General features: G+C 47.5%; 20 protein-coding genes. 15 read left to right on the plus strand and 5 right to left on the minus strand.

What is annotated here, in order from left to right; genetic code table 11:
* Positions 1–300, plus strand: a 300-nt coding sequence (gene tnpA / locus H579_RS0107415) for an IS200/IS605 family transposase (RefSeq protein ID WP_028300151.1), incomplete at its 5' end; no start/stop codon positions are given.
* Positions 301–593: 293 nt separating this feature from the next.
* Here tnpA and H579_RS24675 read toward each other — a convergent pair.
* From H579_RS24675 to topA, 3 genes are all read right to left on the minus strand, one after another.
* Complete coding sequence (locus H579_RS24675; protein ID WP_036565661.1) at positions 594–836, minus strand: hypothetical protein; 243 nt, start codon at positions 834–836, stop codon at positions 594–596.
* Between the two features lie 50 nt (positions 837–886).
* Positions 887–1,402: a DUF6586 family protein gene (locus H579_RS0107425; protein WP_028300152.1), complete on the minus strand. Its 516-nt coding sequence runs from the start codon at positions 1,400–1,402 to the stop codon at positions 887–889.
* A 258-nt stretch (positions 1,403–1,660) separates the two neighbouring features.
* Positions 1,661–4,318 (minus strand): type I DNA topoisomerase, encoded by a 2,658-nt coding sequence (topA, locus tag H579_RS0107430; protein WP_028300153.1) that lies wholly within the window; start codon positions 4,316–4,318, stop codon positions 1,661–1,663.
* A gap of 726 nt (positions 4,319–5,044) precedes the next feature.
* Here topA and gap point away from each other — a divergent pair.
* The 6 genes from gap (at position 5,045) to H579_RS0107460 (ending at position 12,215) form a co-directional block, all read left to right on the plus strand.
* Positions 5,045–6,046: a type I glyceraldehyde-3-phosphate dehydrogenase gene (gene gap, locus H579_RS0107435; RefSeq protein WP_028300154.1), complete on the plus strand. Its 1,002-nt coding sequence runs from the start codon at positions 5,045–5,047 to the stop codon at positions 6,044–6,046.
* Between the two features lie 158 nt (positions 6,047–6,204).
* A complete protein-coding gene (gene pyk / locus H579_RS0107440; RefSeq protein WP_028300155.1) occupies positions 6,205–7,617 on the plus strand; it encodes a pyruvate kinase in 1,413 nt (470 codons plus the stop codon).
* A gap of 426 nt (positions 7,618–8,043) precedes the next feature.
* Positions 8,044–8,577 carry a diaminobutyrate acetyltransferase gene (ectA, locus tag H579_RS0107445; RefSeq protein ID WP_028300156.1) on the plus strand — a complete coding sequence of 178 codons (534 nt, stop codon included), beginning with the start codon at positions 8,044–8,046 and terminating at the stop codon, positions 8,575–8,577.
* 94 nt (positions 8,578–8,671) lie between these two features.
* Complete coding sequence (gene ectB / locus H579_RS0107450) at positions 8,672–9,940, plus strand: diaminobutyrate--2-oxoglutarate transaminase (protein WP_028300157.1); 1,269 nt, start codon at positions 8,672–8,674, stop codon at positions 9,938–9,940.
* A 176-nt stretch (positions 9,941–10,116) separates the two neighbouring features.
* Positions 10,117–10,518: an ectoine synthase gene (locus tag H579_RS0107455; RefSeq protein WP_028300158.1), complete on the plus strand. Its 402-nt coding sequence runs from the start codon at positions 10,117–10,119 to the stop codon at positions 10,516–10,518.
* Between the two features lie 263 nt (positions 10,519–10,781).
* Complete coding sequence (locus tag H579_RS0107460; protein WP_028300159.1) at positions 10,782–12,215, plus strand: aspartate kinase; 1,434 nt, start codon at positions 10,782–10,784, stop codon at positions 12,213–12,215.
* Positions 12,216–12,309: 94 nt separating this feature from the next.
* Here the strand turns inward: H579_RS0107460 and H579_RS27725 are convergent, their stop codons facing one another.
* Entirely contained in the window at positions 12,310–12,744 is a 435-nt protein-coding gene (locus H579_RS27725; RefSeq protein WP_051227410.1) for a chemotaxis protein CheW, read from the minus strand.
* 237 nt (positions 12,745–12,981) lie between these two features.
* On the opposite strand from H579_RS27725, the gene H579_RS0107470 reads away from it, so the two are divergent.
* The 3 genes from H579_RS0107470 to H579_RS0107480 all read left to right on the plus strand — a co-directional run bounded on the left by H579_RS0107470 (position 12,982) and on the right by H579_RS0107480 (position 15,768).
* Positions 12,982–13,863: a phytanoyl-CoA dioxygenase family protein gene (locus H579_RS0107470; protein ID WP_051227429.1), complete on the plus strand. Its 882-nt coding sequence runs from the start codon at positions 12,982–12,984 to the stop codon at positions 13,861–13,863.
* A gap of 143 nt (positions 13,864–14,006) precedes the next feature.
* Positions 14,007–14,501 (plus strand): MarR family winged helix-turn-helix transcriptional regulator, encoded by a 495-nt coding sequence (locus H579_RS0107475; RefSeq protein WP_028300161.1) that lies wholly within the window; start codon positions 14,007–14,009, stop codon positions 14,499–14,501.
* 124 nt (positions 14,502–14,625) lie between these two features.
* Positions 14,626–15,768: a methyltransferase gene (locus H579_RS0107480; RefSeq protein WP_028300162.1), complete on the plus strand. Its 1,143-nt coding sequence runs from the start codon at positions 14,626–14,628 to the stop codon at positions 15,766–15,768.
* A 234-nt stretch (positions 15,769–16,002) separates the two neighbouring features.
* Here the strand turns inward: H579_RS0107480 and H579_RS24685 are convergent, their stop codons facing one another.
* On the minus strand, positions 16,003–16,533 hold the full coding sequence (locus H579_RS24685; RefSeq protein WP_051227411.1) for a GntR family transcriptional regulator: 531 nt from the start codon (positions 16,531–16,533) through the stop codon (positions 16,003–16,005).
* A 114-nt stretch (positions 16,534–16,647) separates the two neighbouring features.
* Between H579_RS24685 and H579_RS28510 the strand changes: the two genes are divergently transcribed.
* From H579_RS28510 to H579_RS0107515, 5 genes are all read left to right on the plus strand, one after another.
* The gene (locus H579_RS28510; RefSeq protein ID WP_245583232.1) at positions 16,648–17,040 is read left to right on the plus strand and encodes a hypothetical protein; all 393 of its coding nucleotides are present in this window, start codon (positions 16,648–16,650) and stop codon (positions 17,038–17,040) included.
* 496 nt (positions 17,041–17,536) lie between these two features.
* Positions 17,537–19,837 (plus strand): ferritin-like domain-containing protein, encoded by a 2,301-nt coding sequence (locus H579_RS0107495; RefSeq protein ID WP_051227412.1) that lies wholly within the window; start codon positions 17,537–17,539, stop codon positions 19,835–19,837.
* A gap of 146 nt (positions 19,838–19,983) precedes the next feature.
* Positions 19,984–21,177 (plus strand): MNIO family bufferin maturase, encoded by a 1,194-nt coding sequence (bufB, locus tag H579_RS24695; protein ID WP_084624013.1) that lies wholly within the window; start codon positions 19,984–19,986, stop codon positions 21,175–21,177.
* Positions 21,161–22,015, plus strand: a complete 855-nt coding sequence (locus tag H579_RS27735; protein WP_028300165.1) for an HvfC/BufC N-terminal domain-containing protein — start codon at positions 21,161–21,163, stop codon at positions 22,013–22,015. Before bufB ends, H579_RS27735 begins: the two co-directional genes overlap by 17 nt.
* Before the next feature lie 802 nt (positions 22,016–22,817).
* Positions 22,818–23,675 (plus strand): LysR family transcriptional regulator, encoded by an 858-nt coding sequence (locus tag H579_RS0107515; RefSeq protein ID WP_036565665.1) that lies wholly within the window; start codon positions 22,818–22,820, stop codon positions 23,673–23,675.
* Positions 23,676–23,928: the final 253 nt, after the last annotated feature.

Genomic DNA, 23,928 nt, shown 5'->3' on the forward strand with positions numbered 1-23,928 from the left:
CTTGAAAATATTTTTCGTGGTGTATGTGAGGACTTTGAAGTTCACCTTGAGGAGTTTAATGGCGAGGCAGACCATGTGCATCTGCTAGTCAATTTTCCTCCAAAAGTATCTGTATCAAAGCTAGTAAACAGCTTGAAAGGCGTGTCGAGCAGGCGATTAAAACAGATTCACCCTGAGTTGATTAAATCGGCGTATCTGAAAAACGCCTTGTGGAGTCCAAGTTACTATGCTGGAAGTGTAGGTGGCGCTCCGATCTCCGTTGTCCGTCAATATATCGAGCAACAAGCCAGACCTCATTAGAGAGGCTTGCGCCTCTACGCTCTGCATCCCCGCACTAAAAGTACGGGGTTTTCCGCGAAAGGTGATAAAAAAAGCAACCATTGCCGGTTGCTTTTTTTATTCCGTTTTTACATCGATACCTTGTGCTTTATTAAAGTCTTTTATTAAGCAGCCTCTGAACGAAGAGTCCTAATATCTCTTTAGTGAAGCGCACGGGTATTAGCGAAGCGCACGGATATTAGCGAAGCGCACGGATATTAGCGAAGCGCACGGATATTAGCGAAGCGCACGGGTATTAGCGAAGCGCACAGGTATTAGTGAAGCACGCGGGTATTGGATAAATCCTCTTCTCCCTCATCACCCCATAATCGGTTATCCTGAATCGCTTTATCGATCATCTCTCGGGCAATATCAAAACTAGCGCCACGGAGATGCTCAACAATTTCGGGCGCAAAACGAATTCGAACCAGAGGCTCGCCAGACTCATCATCCGCTGACTGGAGAATAATATCTCCATCGGCAAGCTCAACAATTTCCAGAAAAGGACTGTCAGACAAGGTAGTTACCCCTTTCAATAAAACCTAAATACAGAGTATCTCTGCATTAATTAATATTCTTGCATGGTTTGGCGAAGATCTCTCACTAGCGCCTGCATGCTATCCAGCCACAGCTGCAGCTGCTGCTGATCGGAGATCGAGTCCTCGCTCAGGGCGATCAAACTGTTACTATCGACAGCTTCAACCCCTTTGGAGTTTGCGCCTGATTGCACTTCCGGCAACCAGCACGCTTGGTATCTTTTCTGAAATTGACTGAACCAACTAAAGCTATCATTTTGTAGCTCCAGCAACACATTCAGCTGGGGCAGAAAACGCTCGTTGTCTTCTGCTGCCTGGCGTAAATCTTCCAGACTATGCCATTGGCCTGCAGGCATCCGTGCGGTTTCTGCGATCTCATATAGCAAAGACTGCAACGCCCCCTGCAGATGAAACAGCACGGCTTCCACATGGGTCGCTTTAAATGAGGCTTGAATCAGCTCATCCTGCTGACTGGTATCTCCCAAGCGATTCAGTAACAGACGTGCAGCAAATAACTTCTGCATGGTACGTGAAGCAAAAGAACTCATGATGGGCTATTTACCTGTTAACTCATATGGCAAATTGGTATGGCAGAGCCAAATCCCAATCACCAAGCCAAACACAAATATAAATTCATCGTACAAAAACACAGGCCGAACCTCCCCAGCCATGAAGAACACGGGGAAAGTTAATTTCGGTGGAGTGCTTATGCACAAGAGCACGTCTAAAGAACGGAGACAATAAAAGGCCGGTCTAGAAAAACCGGCCTTGAACGCATAGTGTAGCGCGAATTCTACTTTAAAAAACTAGCTTTTCGCAGTTTTTCTAGAAGTTTTTTTCTTATCGCGGATAACCCATTGACCACCCTCAAAAAATGCCTGCCAACCGGTAGCCTTACCATCCACTTCGCTCATCAGATACTGCTCTTTACTTTTCCTGCTGTAACGAATGACTGCCGGATTCCCCTCTGAATCGTGGGTTGGCCCCTTCATCAAAAAGTCATATTTTGGATCAATCTCCGCTTTATGAGGCAAAATCTCGATCAGCTGCGGCGGGCGGGTTTCCCGATTTTTCGGGAACTGACTGGCCGCCAAGAACAACCCGGACGCACCATCTCGCAGCACATAGTGATCCTCAACCTTCTGGCACTGCAGTTCAGGCATCGGCACTGGGTCCATTTTGGGAGGAGCGGCTTCGCCACTCTTCAACAGCTTACGGGTATTTTTACAGCTTTCACTGGTACAACCAAAATACTTACCAAAGCGACCATTTTTCAGCTGCATTTCAGAGCCGCACTTATCGCATTCGATAACAGGACCATCATACCCCTTGATCTTAAACTCACCTGCCTCGATCTCGTAACCATCACAGTCCGGGTTATTACCACAGACATGAATTTTACGTTTCTCGTCGATCAGATAGCTCTCCATTGCCGTGCCGCACTTGGCACAACGGTGCATCGCTCGCAGCGCCTGAGTTTCCGCTTCATCATCCGCATCCGCACTGATTGCTTCTTCACCTGAGGTCAGGTTGATGGTGGTTTTACAGCGCTCTTTTGGTGGCAACGAATAACCGGAGCAACCTAAAAAGACACCGGTACTGGCGGTGCGGATCTGCATCGGACGACTACAAGTCGGACACTCAATAGAAGTCTCCACCGCCTGATTCGGGCGCATACCGCCCTCTTCAGATTCAGCAATCGCCAGCTTTTCTCTGAAATCGGCGTAGAAGGTATTGAGCAGGTTTTTCCAATCGTTTTTACCTTCCGCCACATCGTCCAGAGCCTCCTCCATACGAGCCGTAAAGCTGAAGTCCATCAGGTCGCTAAAGCTCTCTGACAAGCGATCAGTGACGATATCACCCATCTTCTCAGCATAGAAACGACGGCTCTCAAGGCGCACATAACCGCGGTCCTGGATAGCGGAGATAATCGATGCATAGGTAGATGGGCGACCAATACCCCGTTTCTCCAGCTCTTTCACCAGGCTCGCTTCGGTAAAGCGTGCCACTGGCTTGGTAAAGTGCTGTTTCGGCAATAACTGCTCCAGAGACAACTCATCATCTACCTTCAGATCTGGCAGGGACTGATCTTCATCTTTTTTGCTGTTGGAAGGCATCACACGTGTGAAACCATCAAACTTTAGCACGCGACCACGGGCACGCAGTTCAAAATCAGCGGCTTCAACGACCAGAGAAGAGCTCATATATTCTGCAGGCATCATCTGGCAAGCGACAAACTGACGCCAAATCAGCTCGTACAGACGCTCAGCATCACGCTCCATACCCGTCAAGTCGGTAGACTTACGATTCACATCTGATGGGCGGATCGCTTCGTGGGCTTCCTGGGCGCCCTCCTTGCTGGAATAGCTATTCGGTACTTCCGGCAGGTAACGCTTACCAAAATTCTCTTCAACGTAGTCACGACAGCTCTCTACCGCCTCCTGACTCAGATTAGTCGAGTCGGTACGCATGTAGGTGATAAAACCGGCTTCATACAGGCGCTGGGCCAGCATCATGGTTTTTTTCACACTAAAGCCCAGACGGGTACTGGCCGCCTGCTGCAGGGTCGAAGTGATATAAGGTGCCGTTGGCTTGGTCTTAGTGGGTTTGTCTTCCCGCTTAGCGACCTTAAACAAGGCTTTTTCCAGAATCGTCAGCGTCGCCTCAGTCTGTTCTTTATTGACCGGACGGAAGCCTTCACCAGCTTGCCTGGTGACCTCACACTGGAAAGGGGCCAGATCCGAGCGTTTCAGATCCGCATGCACACTCCAGAACTCTTCCGGAATAAAGGCTCGAATCTCGCGCTCGCGCTCAACAATCAGGCGCACCGCAACGGACTGTACTCGCCCCGCAGACAGACCTCGGGCAACTTTTGCCCACAGCAGCGGCGACACCATATAGCCTACAACACGATCAAGAAAACGGCGGGCCTGTTGAGCATTAACACGACTCATATCAAGACGGCCCGGCTCCTCGAACGCTTCCTGAATGGCGTTTTTAGTGATCTCGTTAAACACGACCCGACGATAGCGACTATCATCACCGCCAATGGTTTCCCGCAGGTGCCAGGCAATCGCCTCTCCCTCGCGGTCCAAATCCGTTGCCAGATAGATCTCGTCAGCGTCTGCCGCCAGCTTTTGCAGCTCAGAAACTACCTTTTCTTTACCGGGCAGCACCTGATAGTTAGCCTGCCAATCATGCTCAGGATCAATACCCATACGGGCGATCAGTTGCTCACGGGCTTTACGCTTTTTATGAGCCGCTTTTTCATCCGGACTCATTTTTCGCGTCAGTGCGGCGGCCTGGGCACGCGCTTTGGCATCAACGGGCTCTTTTGCTCCACCACTGGTTGGCAGATCACGGATATGGCCGACACTGGACTTCACAACGAAGTTTTTGCCCAGGTATTTGTTGATCGTTTTAGCCTTGGCCGGAGACTCGACAATAACTAGTGATTTTCCCATATAGGTCTCTTAAATCTAAGGCTGTCTAATACAGAGTTTTACCAAGAAAATAGCTGCAAACCGGTAAAAAAAGCCAGCTTTCGCTGACCCAACAACTGCTTTATAACCCTTGGCAATAAAAATTTCATTTATATATCCGGCCACTTATAACGAAAAAAAGCAATAGAAATCAATAACGCCTTAGTCCCTGAACAGATTTTTTTGTTCATTTAAAGCTGATATTCAACAGCAACCGGATTTCATTCCAGACGGTAAATAGCGCGATAGAAGCCTATCAATACCTAATTTAAGCGGCAGCCATCTATGACCTTAATTGACGATCATGGACACCCACTCAGCTGCCAACCTTTCGCTCAGCTAACCGCTGAACGCTTCACACCAACGGTGTTAATCTTAGTGAATTGGTTTTAGTAAGGTATGGCAATTTTTTCTTAAAACGACCTTATCCCTGATGCTTTAAACCATCTTGGTCAAAAAAGGGCGTATAAACTACCTTAGCAGATTACAGAGTTCCAGCCCTGTCAGTAAAAAAACCTTTATATGCCATACTATCGAGCCTTCAACCTAACCCTTTACATCCGATAAGCTGAATAAAAGGATTAAAAATCTTTGCATTTCGGCTAGTTAGACCCCACTCTTAACACATACCCCCGCGCCTGGCCGCTCGCTGAAATAGATGTCCATTTTCTCACGGCCATTAAGCGCAGCAACATGGAGGGAATAACGATGCAAACTGTCAGAGTAGCCATCAACGGCTTTGGCCGTATTGGGCGCAATATCCTACGCGCCTATTTTGAAAACAAGCAAGATGCTCCTATTGAGATTGTCGCTATTAACGACCTAGGTGACGCCGAGATTAATGCCCACCTATTACAATACGACTCTGTTCACGGACGTTTTGGCTTTGAGGTCAATCACGATAACAATTCACTCATCATCAATGGGAAAACTATTCGCGTATTCTCCGAACGCGATCCCGCTGCACTGCCCTGGGCTGAGCTTGACATCGATGTTGTTATGGAGTGCACCGGACTATTCACCGCCCGCGCCAAAGCAGGCCTACACTTGCAAGCAGGGGCTAAAAAAGTGCTGATATCGGCCCCTTCACCCGACGCCGATGCCACCGTGGTGTATGGCGTTAATGAGGACAGTCTACGTCCCGAACATCAGATCATATCCAACGCCTCCTGCACGACGAACTGTTTAGCACCTGTTGTACAGGCATTACATCAGCACATGGGCGTTCAAAGCGGTGTAATGACTACTATTCACGCCTATACTAACGATCAACACCTAACCGACGTCTATCATAGTGACCCCTACCGTGCACGCTCCGCCACTCAATCGATGATACCAACTAAAACCGGCGCAGCGGCTGCCATAGGATTAGTTCTACCGGAACTAGCAGGCAAGCTGGACGGCCTGGCCGTACGCGTACCCACCAGCAATGTCTCCCTGGTGGATTTGAGCGTAGTGGTTGAACGCCCGCAAGCGCCGGATATAATTAACCAATTCATGCAACAAGCCGCCCATGACTCTAAAGTCATGCTGTATAATGATATCCCTCTGGTCTCGGTGGATTTTAATCATTGCCCTGCGTCTTCAGTCTTTGATGCCAGCCACACCCGGGTACAAGGCAACCTGATAAAAGTGATGGCCTGGTACGATAATGAATGGGGCTTTTCAAACCGAATGCTGGATACAGCTCTCTTTGTAATAAATCGATAACTTAATGCCTTAATGCCTCTGTAGAACTGGTAGCACTGACAGTGCAAGCGAACAGCTCAACAGCAGGCTTATACAGCACCCCAAAAGCAGGCAAGCTATCCCTCGACCGAAAGAAGATCAGCTGCCTGCCAATATCTCTGCTTAGGAAATTCTCGTAAATGCGCAGAACCAAAATTGTAGCAACCCTTGGCCCAGCCACAGATACACCTGAAACCCTGACAAAGGTTTTACAGTACGTGGATGTGGTTCGAATTAACTTTTCCCACGGCGACCCGGAAGAACATCAGGCACGGGTCGAGGCAGTCAGAAAAACAGCGACGGAGATTGGTCGCTTTGTTGCTGTACTGGGTGACCTGCAAGGACCCAAAATCCGTGTCGCGCGCTTTGCCAATGGTCCGATTGATCTGGCTGTGGGTGATAAGTTCACTCTGAATGTGACACTGGATCGCAATGCAGGTGATCAACGGCAAGTGGGCGTGGATTACCCAGAGCTGGCTGATGATGTAGAGCCAGGTGATATCCTGCTGCTGGACGATGGCCGCCTGCAGCTGAAAGTCGATGAGATCGCCAAACCAGAAGTACGCTGCACAGTAACTGTTGGTGGTAAACTGTCCAACAATAAAGGTATTAACAAGCAAGGTGGCGGCTTATCCGCTGCCGCTCTAACCGATAAAGATAAAAAAGATCTGAAAACTGCGATTGCCCTGAAGATGGATTATCTGGCAGTCTCCTTCCCTCGCACTGGCGACGATATGCGTGAAGCCCGTGCATTACTCGGTGAAGAAGGCAAGGAAATCGGTCTGATTGCTAAAGTTGAGCGGGCCGAGTCTGTCGCCAATCAGGAACTGATGGATGATATGATTTTATCTTGCGAAGGTGTCATGGTTGCCCGTGGTGATCTGGGCGTAGAGATCGGCGATGCACAGCTGATCGGCGTACAGAAGAAGTTGATCCAACGTGCCCGTAGCCTGAACAAGGTGGTAATTACTGCCACTCAAATGATGGAGTCCATGATATCCAGCCCCCTGCCCACCCGTGCAGAGGTGTTCGATGTAGCTAACGCCGTACTGGATGGCACCGATGCAGTAATGCTGTCTGCGGAAACCGCTGTCGGCCAATTCCCTCTGGAAACAGTACAAGCGATGGATCGTCTCTGTCGCGGCGCTGAACAGGAGCGAGTGGCACAACAGTCCAATCACAGAATCCATGAGAATTTTGGCCATATCAACGAAGCCGTTGCACTATCCGCCATGTATGCCGCCAACCACCTGGATGGTGTAAAAGCAATTATCTGCATGACGCGAACGGGGTTGACACCTCTACTGATGTCCCGCATCCGCTCTGGCATGCCGATTTATGCTTTCAGCAGTCAACCTTTGACTCAACACCGCGTCGCCTTATATCGCGGCGTGACCACAGTGCCGTTTTCAACCTCCAGCACCAGCCCTGAAGCAATTCAGAATGCCGTAAATGAGCTGAAGAAGCGCGGAGCGGTGAAAGAAGGTGATAATGTCATTGTGACACGCGGTGACCAAAGCGGCACCCACACCATGACGATTGTTCGCATCTAAAACACTCGCCTTTAGTACCCTAAAAAACCGGAGCTTCGCTTCCGGTTTTTTTGTTTTCAACTCCTGCTATGGCTGTTTTTATGGCCTTGACTATCAAGCCTGATCGGTCCAGGTTTTCTGAGCCGTTCAAAAAATTCTCTATTTTACCCACCCATAAATGACTGCACGGTCAGAACTATACAGCCCGCATCGCAACTATTTCCCCCGGCCTTAGATGAGCTTGTTATACCACTCGAAAACAGCTGACATGTAGCGACTTAATTTAGCGCAGATTCAACTTTCAAAACGCTTTATTCGGGAATAACAATAATACATCAAATATTTTTGACACTAACTAACAAACCTAAAAACCATTAAAATCAAGCTTGAAATAGTTCACTTCACGCTGTAAGGTATCAAATATGTTTCGAACTCTAAATATATGACATGCTAAACATAACAAGTGAGAAGAGCACTTTGATTCTCTTCACTAAACCCGAAGTAAAAGATGGCCTGGATATTCACGCCCTTATCAAAAACTGCCCGCCTCTAGATTTGAACTCCAGCTATTGTTATATGCTGGCCAGTTCTTTATGGGCAGAAACCTCAATTTGCGCTTGGCAAGACGGGCGGCTGATCGGATTTATTTCGGCACTGATGCGCCCTGATCAGGACAACGCCCTGTTTATCTGGCAAGTGGCAGTTCATCAACAAGCCCGCGGACAGAAGCTGGCCCGACGTATGCTGATAGAGCTATTGAAGCGCCCCACTATTCAAAATGCTCAATATCTGCATACCACCATATCCCCAGATAACCAGGCGTCCTGGAGCACATTTCAGGGATTGGCAAGACAGCTGGATTGTTCGTCGCGCACCCTCCCCTTTCTGGATAAAGACCTGCACTTCAAAGGTGCCCACGATTCAGAAGACCTTTTCGAAATCGGCCCTTTTGATCTGACAGCGCTATTAAATCAAGCGTAGCAGTGCGTCCCGGCGTCAATAAATTCGCCCACGCTTAACTCGATTTCAAACTCATTTAATTGATTTAACTTACTTAAGCAAACCGGAGTAAAAAATGATTTTTCAGGATTACGAATCAGAAGTTCAGAGCTATTCTCGTTCTTTCCCCGTAGTCTTCACCAAAGCCCAGGGCTGCAAGCTGTTTGATACAGAGGGCAAAGAATACATTGACTTCCTGGCCGGTGCAGGCTCTCTGAACTATGGCCACAACAACCCGGTACTAAAAGAAACTCTGATCGAATACATCCAGCAAGATGGCATCACCCATGGCCTGGATATGCACACCCAATCCAAAGCGGAGTTTCTGGAGACCTTTCGTGATCTGATCCTAAAGCCTCGCGGCCTGGATCATAAAGTGATGTTCACCGGCCCAACAGGCGCGAACTCGGTTGAAGCAGCAATGAAGCTGGCACGTAAAGTGACTGGTCGTCACAATATTGTTGCTTTCACCAATGGTTTTCACGGCTGTACTTTGGGCGCACTGGCCGCCACAGGTAATCAGCATCACCGAAATGGCGCAGGACAGGCTCTGAGCGGTGTTACCCGCCTGCCATACGATGGCTATCTAGGCGACAACTTCAATACGCTAGAGCTGTTTGAAAAAATGCTGAAGGACAAATCCAGTGGATTGGATGCTCCTGCAGCAGTCATTGTTGAGATTGTACAGGGCGAGGGCGGTCTGAATACCGCATCAGGCGAGTGGCTGCAACAGCTGAGCCGTATCTGCCAGCAACACGGCATCTTGTTCATCGCGGATGATATCCAGGCTGGCTGCGGCCGTACCGGCAGTTTTTTCAGCTTTGATATTTTCGACATCAAGCCAGATATTATTACCCTGTCAAAATCTCTGAGTGGCTTTGGCTTACCGTTTGCTATCACGATTTTTGATCGCAAACTGGATATCTGGAAGCCGGGCGAACATAACGGCACCTTCCGTGGTAACAACCATGCCTTTATCACCGCCACAAAAGCGCTGAAAACCTACTGGGGTGACGATACGTTTATCAGTCATATCCACAGTCGTAGCGAACAGCTTAAACAAGTATTGAATAACATCTGTGATAAATACCCTGAGCTTTACCGTAAAGGCCGCGGCTTGATGCAAGGTATTAGCTGTCCAAGCGGTGACGTAGCCGATGCAATCACCAGTGACTGCTTTGCCAATAAGCTGATCATTGAAACCAGCGGCCCTGAAGGTGAAGTCGTGAAGTGCTTCCCACCTCTGACTATATCAGAGCAAGAGCTGGCTGAAGGCCTGAATATTCTGGAGCAGGCTTTTGATCAATTCTTCTATCAGGAAGAACCGCTTAAAAAAGCCAGTTAAGCACCTGCACAAATGCTTTTCGACATTGAGACTCTTATTCTCTCCGGCTGCCGGTCGGAGAGAATAAAAGAACTTATGTTGGCGTGCTTGAGCTTTTTATCTTTATGCTATACCCGCCTATACGTTACAGGGTGTAGCATTCCAGCAATCACTTATATAATTTCACAGGATTAATCATGATTGTCAGACAGCTGCAGGATCTTGAAAATTCAGAACGTTGCATCAAAACAGACAATTGGCAAAGTGTGCGCATGTCACTGAAAGATGACAACATGGGCTTTTCTTTCCATATCACCACTATTTTCGCCGGTACAGAAACACCGATTCATTATCAGAACCACCTGGAAACAGTCTACTGCATCAGTGGTTATGGCGAAGTAGAAACGGTTGAAGATGGTAAAATCTACCCAATCAGCCCTGGCACCATCTATATTCTTGACAAACACGACAAGCACCTGTTACGCGCCCACGAAGGCGAAGATATTGTTTTTGCCTGTGCATTCAACCCGCCACTGAATGGTAAAGAAGTGCACGACGAAAATGGCGTGTATCCTCTGGTGGCTGAAAGCGTTACCTGATCCCACCCACAAGCCCCCTTGCGATCTCAGTCATACAGTGCACTGAGGTCGCCAATACGGCATCCATATGGATAAGTGCGTCTTTTGCGACACCCTGCTAAAGATTCAGACACAAATCAGTCCCAGAAATGCAAAATCCATATATAATGCCCCTCCCTGCTAACTGACACATGTTAAAAAAGCATGACAGTGGCAAAAATCAACGACTACTTGAGAGAAAACAGCGCCTCTGGCACAAACCGGACAGCTGAAAGACATATTCAATGAGCAAGCAACATTCTGTAGAGAAAATTGGCGGCACGTCCATGAGCGACTACGCCGCGGTACGTGACAACATCATCCTGCATCGCAAGGGCTATCAGCGAATTATGGTCGTATCAGCCTATGGTGGTGTTACCAACCTGCTGCTGGAGCATAAGAAAAATGGTCAGCCAGGTATTTATGGCGCGTTTGCCGGTGCTGAAGATCAACGTGTGTGGCGTGAAAAACTGACGGGGCTGCGCAACTACCTGTTCAACATCAACCAAGAGCTGTTTGGTGAAGGTGAACTGTGCAAAAAAGCGAATGACTTTATCGGTAATCGCCTGGACCAAACGGAACAAACCCTGAATGATCTGGAGCGCGTGTGTCAGCACGGCCACTTTGCTCTGGGCGATCACCTGATGACGGTCCGTGAAATGCTGGCCAGCCTGGGTGAAGCTCACAGCGCCTGGAATATGGCAGAGCTGCTGAAGCGTGACGGTGTCAACGCTCAGTTTGTCGACCTGAGCGGCTGGAATACCGACAAACACTTCACCTTGGATGAAGGTATTGCAAAAGCCTTTGCAGACATTGACCTGGAAAACACGCTGCCAATCGCGACCGGTTACGCTCATTGCTCAGAAGGCCTGATGAAAACCTTCGACCGCGGTTACAGTGAGATGGTATTCAGCCGTATCGCAGTACTGACCGATGCCCGTGAAGCAATCATCCACAAAGAGTTCCACCTGAGTAGCGCAGACCCGCGTCTGGTGGGCGAGAACAATGTGGTACCGATTGGTCGCACCAACTATGACGTAGCGGATCAATTGGCAAACCTGGGTATGGAAGCGATCCACCCGAAAGCGGGTAAAGGCCTACGCCAGAGCGATCTGCCACTGCGTATCATGAACACCTTTGAGCCGGATCATCCGGGCACTCTGATTACTAACGACTACGTCAGCGAATCGCCATCTGTTGAGATTATTGCAGGCCGTCAAAACGTTTATGCGCTGGAGATCTTTGAGCAGGATATGATGGGCAGCATGACTGAATACGGTCGTGAGATCCTGAACATCATTGAGCGCTTTAAAGGTGATCTGGTGTCTCGTGGCAATAATGCCAACACACTGACGTACTACCTGTCGGGCAACCTGAAAACCATCAAGCGTATTCAGAAAGCGATGCAGGAGAAATACCCGAACTCAGAGATCAATCTAAATAAGATAACTATCGTATCTGCTATCGGCAGCAATATGAAAGTTCCGGGTATTCTGGCGAGTATGGTGAATGCACTGGCTGAAGCAGGTATCAGCGTTTTAGCCTTGCAACAATCGATGCGCCAGGTTGATATTCAGTTTATTCTGGCCGACGAAGACTATGATAAAGCGATTCAGAGCCTGCACGCTAAACTGATTGAGGTTCACAATCACGGCGAAGCCATCTGCACCGCTGAGTAACCTCCTCTATGAGTGCAGATCCTCACCGGGCCTGCACTCTTTCTGATGTTATCTTATTCGATCACTTTTTGAACAGCGTAATGTTTTAACCGATTCAAGTATATTCAGCCAACTGCTCACAACAATGGGCAAAATCAGCCACTATATTTAACTGGCCCTGCCTGTACATCGTACCTTGAACAATACGTTCTCCCTGAGGTCCTTGCTGCTGATCAATCAGCACATCAATTGCCCTGTCGTCGAATCCCATAATCTCTGTCACAGCATCAACAAGAACGCCCCACAAACCGGTACTAAGCTCCAGAACCAGAATAAAGCAGCGCTCTCTTGCCGAAGGGTCACTCAGCCCTAAGAGTTGATGCCCTGATACGATTGTCACCACTTCTCCACGGATGTTGAGCACCCCTAAAATTTCAGTGGGTGTACCCGGCACAGGGAATACTTCCGAAAACGGCAAAACCTCTTTCACCGAATGTACGGAATGTACATAAGCCTCGCCTCCAAGGCGAAAACCAATCCAATTATTCACTACAACCTCTTTAATACTTCCACCAATAAATACTTAGATCACTATATATTTTTAAACACAAAAACTCAAAGAACTATTGAAAATAGAGGGTGAAAAGCTCAAAATAATAGTTAGCAATATAAACTTTAGAGAAAGAATAAAACCCAAGAAATTCAGCATAAATATCACAGGAGGCTTTCGGTGCAACTGGAAAACACTGATTTATACCCAACGCGCAAAGGACAGAAAGAGGCTATCATGCCTCGCCTTGATCCCACGGTATATCCGGCCCATGACATATCTCTGAGTTCAACACTGAGCCAACAACAGATTGATCACTTTGGCCATAATGGTTTCCTGGTTTTACCGGATTATATGAGTGACTGGGTTGACTCTCTGCAGCATGAAGTTAAGCAGCTAAAAAATGCCATGGCGGGACGTGAAGAACTTATTACAGAACCTGATAATAATGAATTGCGGACACTGTTTGATCCTATCCCGCACAGCGCATTAATCAAAGGCTTTTTCAGTCATCCGAAAATATTAAATATCGCCAGAAGATTGCTAGGCTCTGAAGTCTATGCCATGCAGTCACGAGTCAATATCAAGCCCGCATTTACAGGTCGCTCTTTTCCTTGGCATTCTGATTTCGAGACCTGGCATGTTGAAGATGGCATGCCCCGCATGAGAGCACTGACAGCCTGGATTATGCTCACTGACAATCATGAACAGAATGGCCCACTCTATGTGATTCCTGGTTCCCATAAGCACTATGTCAGTTGTAGTGGTATCACTCAGGAAAATAACTTTGCAACCTCATTAAAAAAACAGACACTGGGTGTTCCCCAGCAGCACACAATGCAGAAGCTGATGGATAACCGCAAAGTTCAGTCTGTTGTAGGCCAGGCTGGAACCGTTGTTTTCCACGAATGTAATATTATGCATGGCTCACCTGACAATATTTCTGCTGACCCTCGCTCTATTCTGATGTGCGTATTCAACAGCATGGAAAATATTGCTCATACACCCTATAGCGGTTTGCCTCCCAGACCGGGTTACCTCAACAATCGTAATCCCATCGCTCTTGAGGCTCAGGATGTACAGCCGCAGAGCTCGATCGGTATAACAAAAGTCGCCTGATATCATTTTTACGACACCAAACTCCCTTTTTGCCAGCGTTAAGCTGGCATTTTTTTAAAAAGTGATGAATAGATAGTGATCAAAGCAAACAAAGCCGCTAAGATTATTTTCTATTTCACAGACAGTTAAGAATAAGACCCCTAATGCAATCCTATGAAGAAGTGCTTGTTGCTATTCGACAGATCATTCGCTCTATCGATCTTCACTCTCGAAAGCTGAACAAAAGCACCGGCCTGACAGGCCCTCAACTGGTTATTTTGCAAGCGCTGGAGCAAGGTGGAGAAAACCACACAATTCGGGAACTCTCCAATAGCGTTAATTTGAGCCAAGCCACTGTAACGACCATTCTTGACCGCTTGGAAAGCAAAGGTCTGGTCGTAAGGCAGCGTAGCTCTGTTGATAAACGCAAAGTACATGTACTGTTAACTGAACATGGCAAAGAACTGCTCACCGGCTCGCCCAAAGCACTGCAGGAAGAGTTTATTGCCAAATTTCAAAGTCTGGAGGAGTGGGAGCAGAACCTGCTGCTATCATCGGTACAGCGTATCGCCCGTATGATGAATGCAGAAAAGCTGGATGCCTCGCCTTATCTGGAAGTCAGCAGTATTACACCTGAAGATCAGGTACAAAAGAAATAACCCCAATCCATTACGATGTAGGAAGACACATACAAGGTTTTTTCTACTCTGGACAATACGGCGCACCCACATTAAAGTGCGCCGCTTTTCTTTCTATCTCAGTAGCAACAACGAAGCGATCATCATGGAACAACTCAACGTCCCTCAAGGCCAGTTTTTTCTGTCCCGTTATCCAATACGTAAAAAAGAAAATCTGCGTGCCTGGGATGCTGCTGATGAATATATCCTGAATTATCTGGCGGAAAACGATGTAGATCTGTCGGGCAACCTGCTGATTATCAACGATAGCTTTGGTGCCTTAACTACCGCTCTATCTGAGTATCAACCTACGTTGATTACCGACTCTTATCTGGCACAACAAGGTGCGGACTATAACCTTAAGCAAAACGAGCGTTTCTCCGATGAGGTTCAGCTTTTGGATAGCCTGCAGCAACCCACTGAGCCTTTGGATGTTGCACTGATCAAGGTGCCTAAAAGCCTGTCGATGTTAGAAGAGCAGTTGCATCGTATCCGCCCTTTTATCACTGAGAATACGGTGATCATCGGTGCGGCGATGGCCAAAGGCATTCATAACTCAACACTGAAACTGTTTGAGCAGCTGATCGGTCCGACGACCACTTCTCTGGCAGTGAAAAAAGCGCGCCTGATCTTCTCCAGGCTGGATGCTGATCTATCTGCACCCAAAAACCCTTACCCCCTGACCATGACACTGGAAAACTGTGGTTTTGCCCATACGCAGTTTGAGTTAAGCAACCATGCGAATGTTTTCTCCCGTGAGAAGCTGGATATTGGCACCCGTTTTTTCCTGCAGAACCTACCAAAAGAGATTCCTGGTAATCGTATTATCGACCTGGGTTGCGGTAACGGTGTGGTGGGGTTAATGGCCGCAGAGCGCTTCCCTGAAGCAGAGCTGACCTTCGTTGATGAATCCTTTATGGCCGTAGATTCAGCACGCATTAACTTCCAGCGAGCCTTTCCTGAGCGTGAAGCACACTTTAAAGCCACGGATTGTCTGCACGGTATTCCAAAAAGCAGCACGGACCTGATTCTGAATAACCCACCGTTCCATCAAAATAATGTGGTGGGTGATTTTATTGCCCAGCAGATGTTCCGGGAATCCAGGCAGGTATTGAAACAGGGTGGTGAACTGTGGGTGATTGGCAATCGCCATCTGGGTTATCACGTCGCGCTGAAACGACTGTTTGGTAACTGCACCACTGTGGCCAGCAATAAGAAATTTGTTATCTTAAAAGCTGTAAAACGCTAATCGACTGGCGGAGGCTAGAGTCTGGGTTAAATCTGAAGCTGGAATTATACCATTCCCGATAAGTTTCTTGATATCAGCGTCGGCTGGATAAGCGAAGCACCATCTGACACGGACTCTGATACCGGATGATTGTCGGAAGGCGTCTTGCGGCTTTTCCGATCTACAACGATTTATCAGGTTTGGTATTAGACCTGGATACGGCTCTAACCGATAGAAAAGAGATCGCAGCAGGGCTTATAAGCCCTGCTCTGCTTGCTGACGCTGCAGTAGATCACGAATTGCCCCACCGGCTTCAGTAATATGTTTTCTTAGCAGTTCAACCGCAGCCACTTTATCGCCCTTCTCACATAGATCCAGCAGATCACCGTGCTCTTGCTCTGCTTTATCAATACCAGAAGTAAACAGAAGCTGCATGCGAATATAGCGGTCCGATTTAGTATTCAGCTGCTTAATGATCTCCATTGCCTGAGGCATATCCGCAGCCTGATACAGGGTTTCATGGAAGGCGTAGTTCAGCTCACTCCACTTTTCCACACGAGTCCCCGTATCCAAGGCTTCATCAAAAGAGGTCAGAATCTCACGGGCCTGTTCAATTTCCACTGCAGTCATCTTATCGATCGCCTGCTCCAGGACATGGCCTTCCAGCAAGACACGCAGATTAAACAGTTCCTCGATCTTACTGAGAGACAGTTCAGTTGCCGTTGCGCCTTTGTGGGCCTCAAAGTGCACCAAACCTTGAGCTTCCAGCTGCAATACATCCGTCATCAGAAATATCGGATTGGTTGAACCCAGCTCTCCATAAAATGGAATAGGCTCTGCGCGGCCGCAGGTAAGATCAAACAGCGCCCGGATCTAACCGTAATCGCCGAAACGGATCCTCTGAACCGAGCCCGCAAGGTAGATATTATTAGCTGTGCTACCAGTTCAGCTCCCCCCCTGTTTGATGGCAATAACATTCAACCGGGCACTCATATCGATCTGGTCGGCAACCATAGTCATGATTGTCGGGAATGCGACTCCCAAAGCGTGGTTAATAGCCGCTGCTATGTGGACAGTCGCATCAATGTCTTGAATGAAGCCGGTGAGTTACTGATCCCCATCGAAGAAGGACTGATCAACAAAGATCATGTATTAGGCGAGTTGGCTGAGCTCTGCGCTGAAAAAGCCTCAGGCCGGGAAACGACTGAAGAAGTTACTTTTTTTAAGTCAGTGGGGACCGCCTTATCGGATTTATCTGCAGCACATCTGGTCTATCAATTATTGCAGTATTAGTTTTTAGCCAGAGATTTATCAATCCATTTAGAAGGGAGTGACACCAGTGCTTCCTCATCTTCCTCATTAATTTACTTCTCATCTTACGCCTACAACTATTAGCGACATAAATAATCGCAAGCTTGTTCACTTGAACCGATAGAGCACCAGATACCTGTACATCCTTTTATATCACACCCCATATGTAACACATTGTAAAAACAACATATAAAAGGGAATCGAAAAAATAAAAAAATAACAATATCAACAAGTTAAATAAAAACAAAATACCGCCTGCTGTAATCTTGTGTAATACCTCAATTTGAAATCACTTGATATCTTGTTCCCATAGCTAAAAACAACTGAGTTCTATGGAAGTTCAGGCGGTTGCTGAGTGTTTCACCATCATGAACAGCCATTACCTAGTGCCGTATGAGCATCATACGGCCTCACAATGTTTATCCTGTTGCCTTAACCCGGCCACTATTTTAAACCTAGGAATAATAAGGATATACCCGTGATTAACCTGACCCAATCAGCACAGTATCTGCATGATCTGTCCAGCGAAAAAAAGCGCGATCCTAAATATAAAAAGGCAGATATTGCTGCAGTTCACGCCTTAACTCAGGCAGCGGTTCACGTTGAGCTGTTTACCATTCCTCTTTACATGACCTCGATGTATTCCATTCAGGGCATGCATCAGATTAATGGAGGCAATGATTTCTACGAAGGTCGTCTATGGCCTGGTCCTGCAACTTCAGTATTACCTGAAGACAGAGAGCAAAACCATTACCTGTCTCCTGAGTTTGACCAACCTGCAGTACTGCCAGGTCAGGTTGATACAGATAACTTCTTTAACAAGAAAAGCTTCAACACCATCTTCAGTGTTTTTATTCAGGAAATGCTGCACCTGCAACTGGCTGCTAACATCTGCACGGCACTGAATAAAGATGCAGACGGTAAAAACAATTCTTTTGACCCAACCTTTACTGGCCCACCACTGCAAGCTGATACAATTGAGGATGGTTTCCAAAATGCCTGGACCTGCTACGGCCCAGACAAAACCCAGATTCCCCATATTGTTGATCTGACAGATCTGAAGCACGAAAAGATCTTTGGTGAAGATTACCTGGCGCTGGATGAGATCAAAGTAAAACTGGGTGCACTGGATATCAACGCCATCTCCCTGTTTATGGCCATTGAAGCCGATCACCAAGTGGTCAAAGACCATATGAAGCCTGAAGCGCTGTCCAAATACTTCCCTAAAGCGCCTTTCTCCGAAGAGCTGTGGAACGCTGATAGCACAGAGCTTGATCTGCCAATGTTCGGTACGATCGCTCATATGTACAGCTGTTTGGCCACCTATCTGAACCTGGAATACTGCGACGGCACCACTCTGTTCAGCGCTGTATTTAACAGTGAATCTGCTCAGCAGGATCTGTTTAACTTCTCCAACCGCAAAGGCGGTAAAGGTGAAGCAGGTCACCCTTGCGCAGAGTTCTCTGCCATGGGTGATTTGACCGTAACGGCTGCCGACCCGACCAATGCTAAGAAGCAGATCTTCAATATGATCAGCGGCATTATCGACCAGGGTGAGGGTGGTCCTCTGGAAGTTGAACCAACGGATGTCTTTGATAAAGCGAAGATGCTCCTGGGGGCTGCGCCTGCCGCCACAGCCAGTGATCGAAATGCCGTGAATGTACGTTACCAGCCGGATCGCTTTGCACTGGAAGCAGATTATCCCTCTTATGACGACACAGGTAAGCGCTGCCCATACTCAGCAGATGCTCAGGCTCGCTCTATTGGTGGTGAACAGGATCACTTTGCCCGCTTTAAAGAAGTGGCAATGTATGTTGCACAAGGCAAGATCACGACCTGGGAGCAGTGGCATGCTAACCCTGAAAACAAATGGAGTGCGGCGCTGCTGGTAACTGATCCAAAGTATCTGGAAGAAGCTTCAAAATACAATATTGCTAAGCCTGAAGATGTGGCTACCGCTCTGAATAACCTGAAATACAAGAAGTTTGATGATCAGGATGCCACAGCAAGTGCAGAGTTTTCTGAAGATAACTTCAAACTGTTTAGCCATGTCGCAGCGGGCTCCATCGCTGGCATCACCTCAGTACTGGATACCTTCTGGAACTACGAAAACTTTATTAAAAACCCTATCGACTTCCCTTACCCATCGATGTCCGGTTCTGGTGACCGTATCTCCATCTGCTGGGCAATCTTTGGTAAAGCCCCTGACTTAACCCTGGGTGCCTTCCCCCGTCAACGCGGAATTATCCCCAGTGACGCTCAAGCACCGGTTAATCATGCCTGCCAAGGCTTGGGATTCTTACCTAACGGCAACCAAGACACAGAACATCAAAATACGTGTGCCACCAAGGGTGTTTTCCATACCTGTAAAGGTTCTAACCAGTGTGCCGGTGAAGGCGGCTGTGGCTTTGTACATGACGCTACTATCGGCGGCGGTGGCTGTGGCGGTTCCAGCAGTGGCCCTGGCACAGGCCTGTTCAGCGCACCTGCCGGTAACAAGTGTAGCGCACTCGGCGGTTGTGCCGTACCTATGTCTGACTCTCAGTTGCTACCTGAAGATGGTGAGATGCAATTATTCCAGCTCAACAATCACGGGGATGAAGGTTTCCCTCCTATCAAAGAGCCTATGAAATATAAAAAAGGTGACGGTGTTTACGATACCGCTTGGCGTGCTTACCAGAGTGTATTGCAAGGAAGAATCCTGGAGAAAGACGACAAGGATCTACCTGAAGCGCCGAAACCCAGTGATCTGCGTCTGGCCTTCCCGCCATCTACCTAATACAGGCTTGATGTTTAGCTGTGCAGCACCCTTTAGCTCTGTATAGCTGACATAAAGGCTTAGAAGGTGATGACCCACAGGCACTGATCCGGTCAGTGCCTGTTCTGGTTCAGCACAGGTTGATACTTAACCCCACAGGATCTGTTATGGCCACGCATACAAATAACAGCGCTCCTAACCACAGCGCCCCGAATAGCAGCAACTCTAACAACAACTCTAACAACAACTCTAACAACAACAACTCTAACAACAGCAGTTCTAACAAAAGCAGCTCTAACAAGAACGCCACTGATACTGCTTCAGCCTCTCACCTGGCTGATCAACTACCTAAACTAGGCTTTGGTGTGGGCTTACGCAGCTGCCACTTTGAATGGCTGCTGAAAAATGATCTTAATCCTGCAGCGCTTAATCCTGTTGAACGCCCGGTGGATTGGTTTGAGATCATCAGCGAAAACTTTATGGATAACCATGGTTTTGCCCACTATATGCTGGATCGGGTACGGGAGCGTTATCCTATCGTGATGCATGGCGTATCACTGTCCATTGGCTCCAGTGATCCACTGAACTGGAATTATCTGACCAAGCTCAACGCTCTGATTCAAGGTATTCAACCGGCCTGGGTATCGGATCATATCTGTTGGACCGGTATATCAGGGGTCAATACCCATGACCTGCTGCCACTGCCCTACACAGAAGAATCCCTGCGTCATGTGATACAACGGGTGAACGAAGTGCAGGACTTTCTGCAACGCCCGCTGGTACTGGAAAACCCCAGCAGCTACCTGCAATTTCAGCAATCTGAATTGACCGAACCCGAGTTTATTAATGCCCTGTGCGCAGAAACCGGTTGCGGCCTGCTGCTGGATGTGAACAACGTCTTTGTCTCCAGCTTTAATCACGGTTTTGATGCCGAAGAGTATATCCGCGCCCTGCCCCACAAACAGATTGTGCAGATGCATCTGGCAGGTCCGACCCACTGCGGCAGTCATATTATCGACACCCATGATACAGAAGTACCGAGACAAGTGTGGCAGCTATATCAACTGGCCCAGCAACTGACTCCAGAGTGCTCCACCCTGCTGGAATGGGATGCCAATATCCCGGAATTCCCGCAACTGGTTAGCGAACTCAATAAAGCCCGTCAGGCTCTTACCGGAGAACTGCCCGGTAAAGAGCTGCACTATCAACCGGCACAGCAGAACAGTGGTCCCGTGGTATCGACGCCCGCTCACCATAATCTACAGGCCCACAATCTAAACGAACACCACAATCTAAACGAACACCGCAATCTAGACGAGCACTACAATCTTGACGAGTACCGCTATGCAGAAGCTGAATGAACTCCAACACTGGTTTGGCCGTGCAGTGATCCGTCGCGAACTGGATTACGACACCCTACTGGAAACCATCGTCGATAACGAGCAACTCAGTGCTGAACGCAGGCTGGGGGTTTACGCTGAGGGTTATCAGCTGCGCTTGCTGGAGTGTATGCGTGCGGAATACGCTTGTCTGGATGCCCTACTGAGCCGGGAGCTGTTTGACCGCTTTGCGCTGAATTACCTGAGTGCCCGCCCATCAACCTCTTATACACTGTTTGATCTGGGTGGTGAATTTGCTCTGTTTCTAGCCAATACCCGTCCGCCCATGCCGGAAGGAAGTGAACAGCAAACGGCCATGAAGATGCCGGAACAACTGGCACAACTGGAACGTTACCGGGTAATGAGCATTCGCGGTAAAGGCTCCGAACACAGCGAGATACCAACACTGGACGCCACCATACTGCTGTTCCAACCTAACTTTCTGTTCAAGCGCACAGATACCAGCTTTGTGATGGCAACCGACTTTGATTTTTCCCCAGCGATTGAAGCGGTCGACAATGATCAACAACCGGATTTCCCCGAGCAAAAAAGCCAACATCTGCTGATCTACCGCCAAGGCTATCGCGTCAAGCTGATGACCCTGGAACCCTGGCAAGCCCTATTCCTACAGAGCTGTGATGGTCATTATTCCTGGCAGGCACAACAGCATCTGGTTTCCGAACAGCTGCAGCTATCGGGCGGCGATCTGTTATCTCAGCTAATAACCTGGTTACCGCAAATGGTTTCGATGGGCGTACTGGAATTGGTTGAGCAGGAAGGCACGATAGGCAGTCAAAAAGCAGTATTCAGTATGATTTAACCGAAAGTGGCTGCGGAAGTGGAAAAATAATAGAGAGTATCAGTCATACACCGCGAACAAGAGCCTTCAATACATCCATTTCGCGGCTTAACACTGGTACTCTGCCTCGGACCTGCCCATAATATCGCTTCTGAATATTAAGCTTAGAAAAACAGCAGCATAAGGGTTATAAAATGGGTGGCGTATCGCTGGGGCAACTGATCATCCTGATTATTGTAATCACAATTTTCATCTTACCCAAGCTGATGGAATCCTTCTCTGACCGCTCCCCCGTCAACAAAAAACAAGCACGAATTGTGCTGATATCAGTCGTCGTGGTTTACTTTCTCTTCTATGTATTTGGGCTTTAGGACTCAAATCTCCGTCCTGAGTTGATCAAGTACATCCTGACTGATCCGAATAATATTGATAATTTGCTCATCAGGTAATCCTGCAGCAAGCATATTCAGGAAACTGATCAACAAGGACAGTGCGAAGTTCTCGATAGTGGAAGCATTAGAGACATTAAAAAGGCACTCAGAACACATTGTTCGACGTATCACATCGGATTTAACGATGTGCACGCTTAGAGGGTATGAATAGTCTCTTTCAGGCAGCCTGAGAACCTCATATATGATTTACCTGACCGGCAGCCCAATAGACATGCTGGTTCAATCTGGTAAATCCACATGAAACGTCAAACATATGACACCACAAAAAACCGCATATATAATCCGGACAATAAAAACAAAAAAAACAGTCAAAAAAATGCGACAAAAACTGTCTGATTATAAAATATAAACAATAGTAACGAGGTATATCTGTGCCGAGAAATATTGATATTGTTGTTCTAAGGAGCTTTATCTCTGTTGTAAGCCTTGGGGGAGTATCAAAAGCAGCCAATAAACTCCATGTCACTCAATCTGCTATTTCTCAGCATATAAAAAGATTAGAGAGCATGCTTAATACAAGCTTATTTATTCGTTCAGGTAGAAATGTTACCTTGACACCAGCGGGTGAAGAATTACTTGAATACGCCTCAAAAATTCTAGCAACAAATGACGAAATTATCAGCAGGTTCTCACAGTCAGTTGAAAAGACCAGCATTTCAATTGGGTTATCTGAACATATCTCTCATGTTTATCTCCCCCAAATATTAGCTAATACAGCCCAATCTTCGCATATAGAGATTGATGCTAAGATAGCACTTAACCAAGAGCTGTACTCTGATATCAACAATGGCCTATTAGATATGGCACTGCTCATCAGTGAACAGGGTATCCACCAGCAAAAAACCGTTTCTCAATATCAGCTTTCCTGGGTGTCATCACCCGAACTCAATCCCGACGAATTTACAAAATACCTGCCTATTGTTGTCTATGGTGGACCCTGCCTATTTCGAACGATGATGATTTCAATCCTAGAATCACATAATATCCCATGGAAAGTCGTCTATAGCGCATCCAGCATTGGAGATTTAAAAGCTGCACTAGCAGCAAAAATGGGAGTCTCGGCTTTATTAGAGTGTGAAATAGATAGCTCTTTACAGCTCAACCATCCAATATTCCAGCCCTTACCAGATTTACCGATGGTTGATGTTTTACTGCATAGTAAAAGCAGTTACACGACTGCAGAGGCGAGTAGACTGGCAGCTCTTATACAACAAACATTATACAAATAGTTCACAATAAAAATTAAAAGTATTTGATATTGTATTTAACGCACTGGACAGTGCGAAGTTCTCGATAGTGAAAGCATAAGCTTGACACCTCTCAGATTTATGGCCTGGACTAAAACTCACCACAAGCAAAGTCAGATCAAAAACCGAGAGGCGACAATGCGGGCGTATCCAGTTTCATCCGGGCTTTATCTCTTAACCCTCGATGCTATGCTTCCTTACTTCATTTGTTTCACTCCAGCGCTCTGAATCTGGA

The organism is Oceanospirillum beijerinckii DSM 7166, assembly GCF_000422425.1.
GTDB lineage: Bacteria > Pseudomonadota > Gammaproteobacteria > Pseudomonadales > Halomonadaceae > Oceanospirillum > Oceanospirillum beijerinckii.

What these genes read in the sequence shown, in the direction of transcription:
- H579_RS0107475 (WP_028300161.1), top strand. Translation starts at nt 14,007, where the DNA reads ATGCAATCCTATGAAGAAGTGCTTGTTGCTATTCGACAGATCATTCGC.
- ectB (WP_028300157.1), top strand. Translation starts at nt 8,672, where the DNA reads ATGATTTTTCAGGATTACGAATCAGAAGTTCAGAGCTATTCTCGTTCT.
- H579_RS0107455 (WP_028300158.1), top strand. Translation starts at nt 10,117, where the DNA reads ATGATTGTCAGACAGCTGCAGGATCTTGAAAATTCAGAACGTTGCATC.
- pyk (WP_028300155.1), top strand. Translation starts at nt 6,205, where the DNA reads ATGCGCAGAACCAAAATTGTAGCAACCCTTGGCCCAGCCACAGATACA.
- ectA (WP_028300156.1), top strand. Translation starts at nt 8,044, where the DNA reads ATGCTAAACATAACAAGTGAGAAGAGCACTTTGATTCTCTTCACTAAA.
- H579_RS0107425 (WP_028300152.1), bottom strand. Translation starts at nt 1,402, where the DNA reads ATGAGTTCTTTTGCTTCACGTACCATGCAGAAGTTATTTGCTGCACGT.
- H579_RS0107460 (WP_028300159.1), top strand. Translation starts at nt 10,782, where the DNA reads ATGAGCAAGCAACATTCTGTAGAGAAAATTGGCGGCACGTCCATGAGC.
- gap (WP_028300154.1), top strand. Translation starts at nt 5,045, where the DNA reads ATGCAAACTGTCAGAGTAGCCATCAACGGCTTTGGCCGTATTGGGCGC.
- H579_RS24685 (WP_051227411.1), bottom strand. Translation starts at nt 16,533, where the DNA reads ATGACGGATGTATTGCAGCTGGAAGCTCAAGGTTTGGTGCACTTTGAG.
- H579_RS0107470 (WP_051227429.1), top strand. Translation starts at nt 12,982, where the DNA reads ATGCCTCGCCTTGATCCCACGGTATATCCGGCCCATGACATATCTCTG.
- H579_RS0107480 (WP_028300162.1), top strand. Translation starts at nt 14,626, where the DNA reads ATGGAACAACTCAACGTCCCTCAAGGCCAGTTTTTTCTGTCCCGTTAT.
- topA (WP_028300153.1), bottom strand. Translation starts at nt 4,318, where the DNA reads ATGGGAAAATCACTAGTTATTGTCGAGTCTCCGGCCAAGGCTAAAACG.
- bufB (WP_084624013.1), top strand. Translation starts at nt 19,984, where the DNA reads ATGGCCACGCATACAAATAACAGCGCTCCTAACCACAGCGCCCCGAAT.
- H579_RS27735 (WP_028300165.1), top strand. Translation starts at nt 21,161, where the DNA reads ATGCAGAAGCTGAATGAACTCCAACACTGGTTTGGCCGTGCAGTGATC.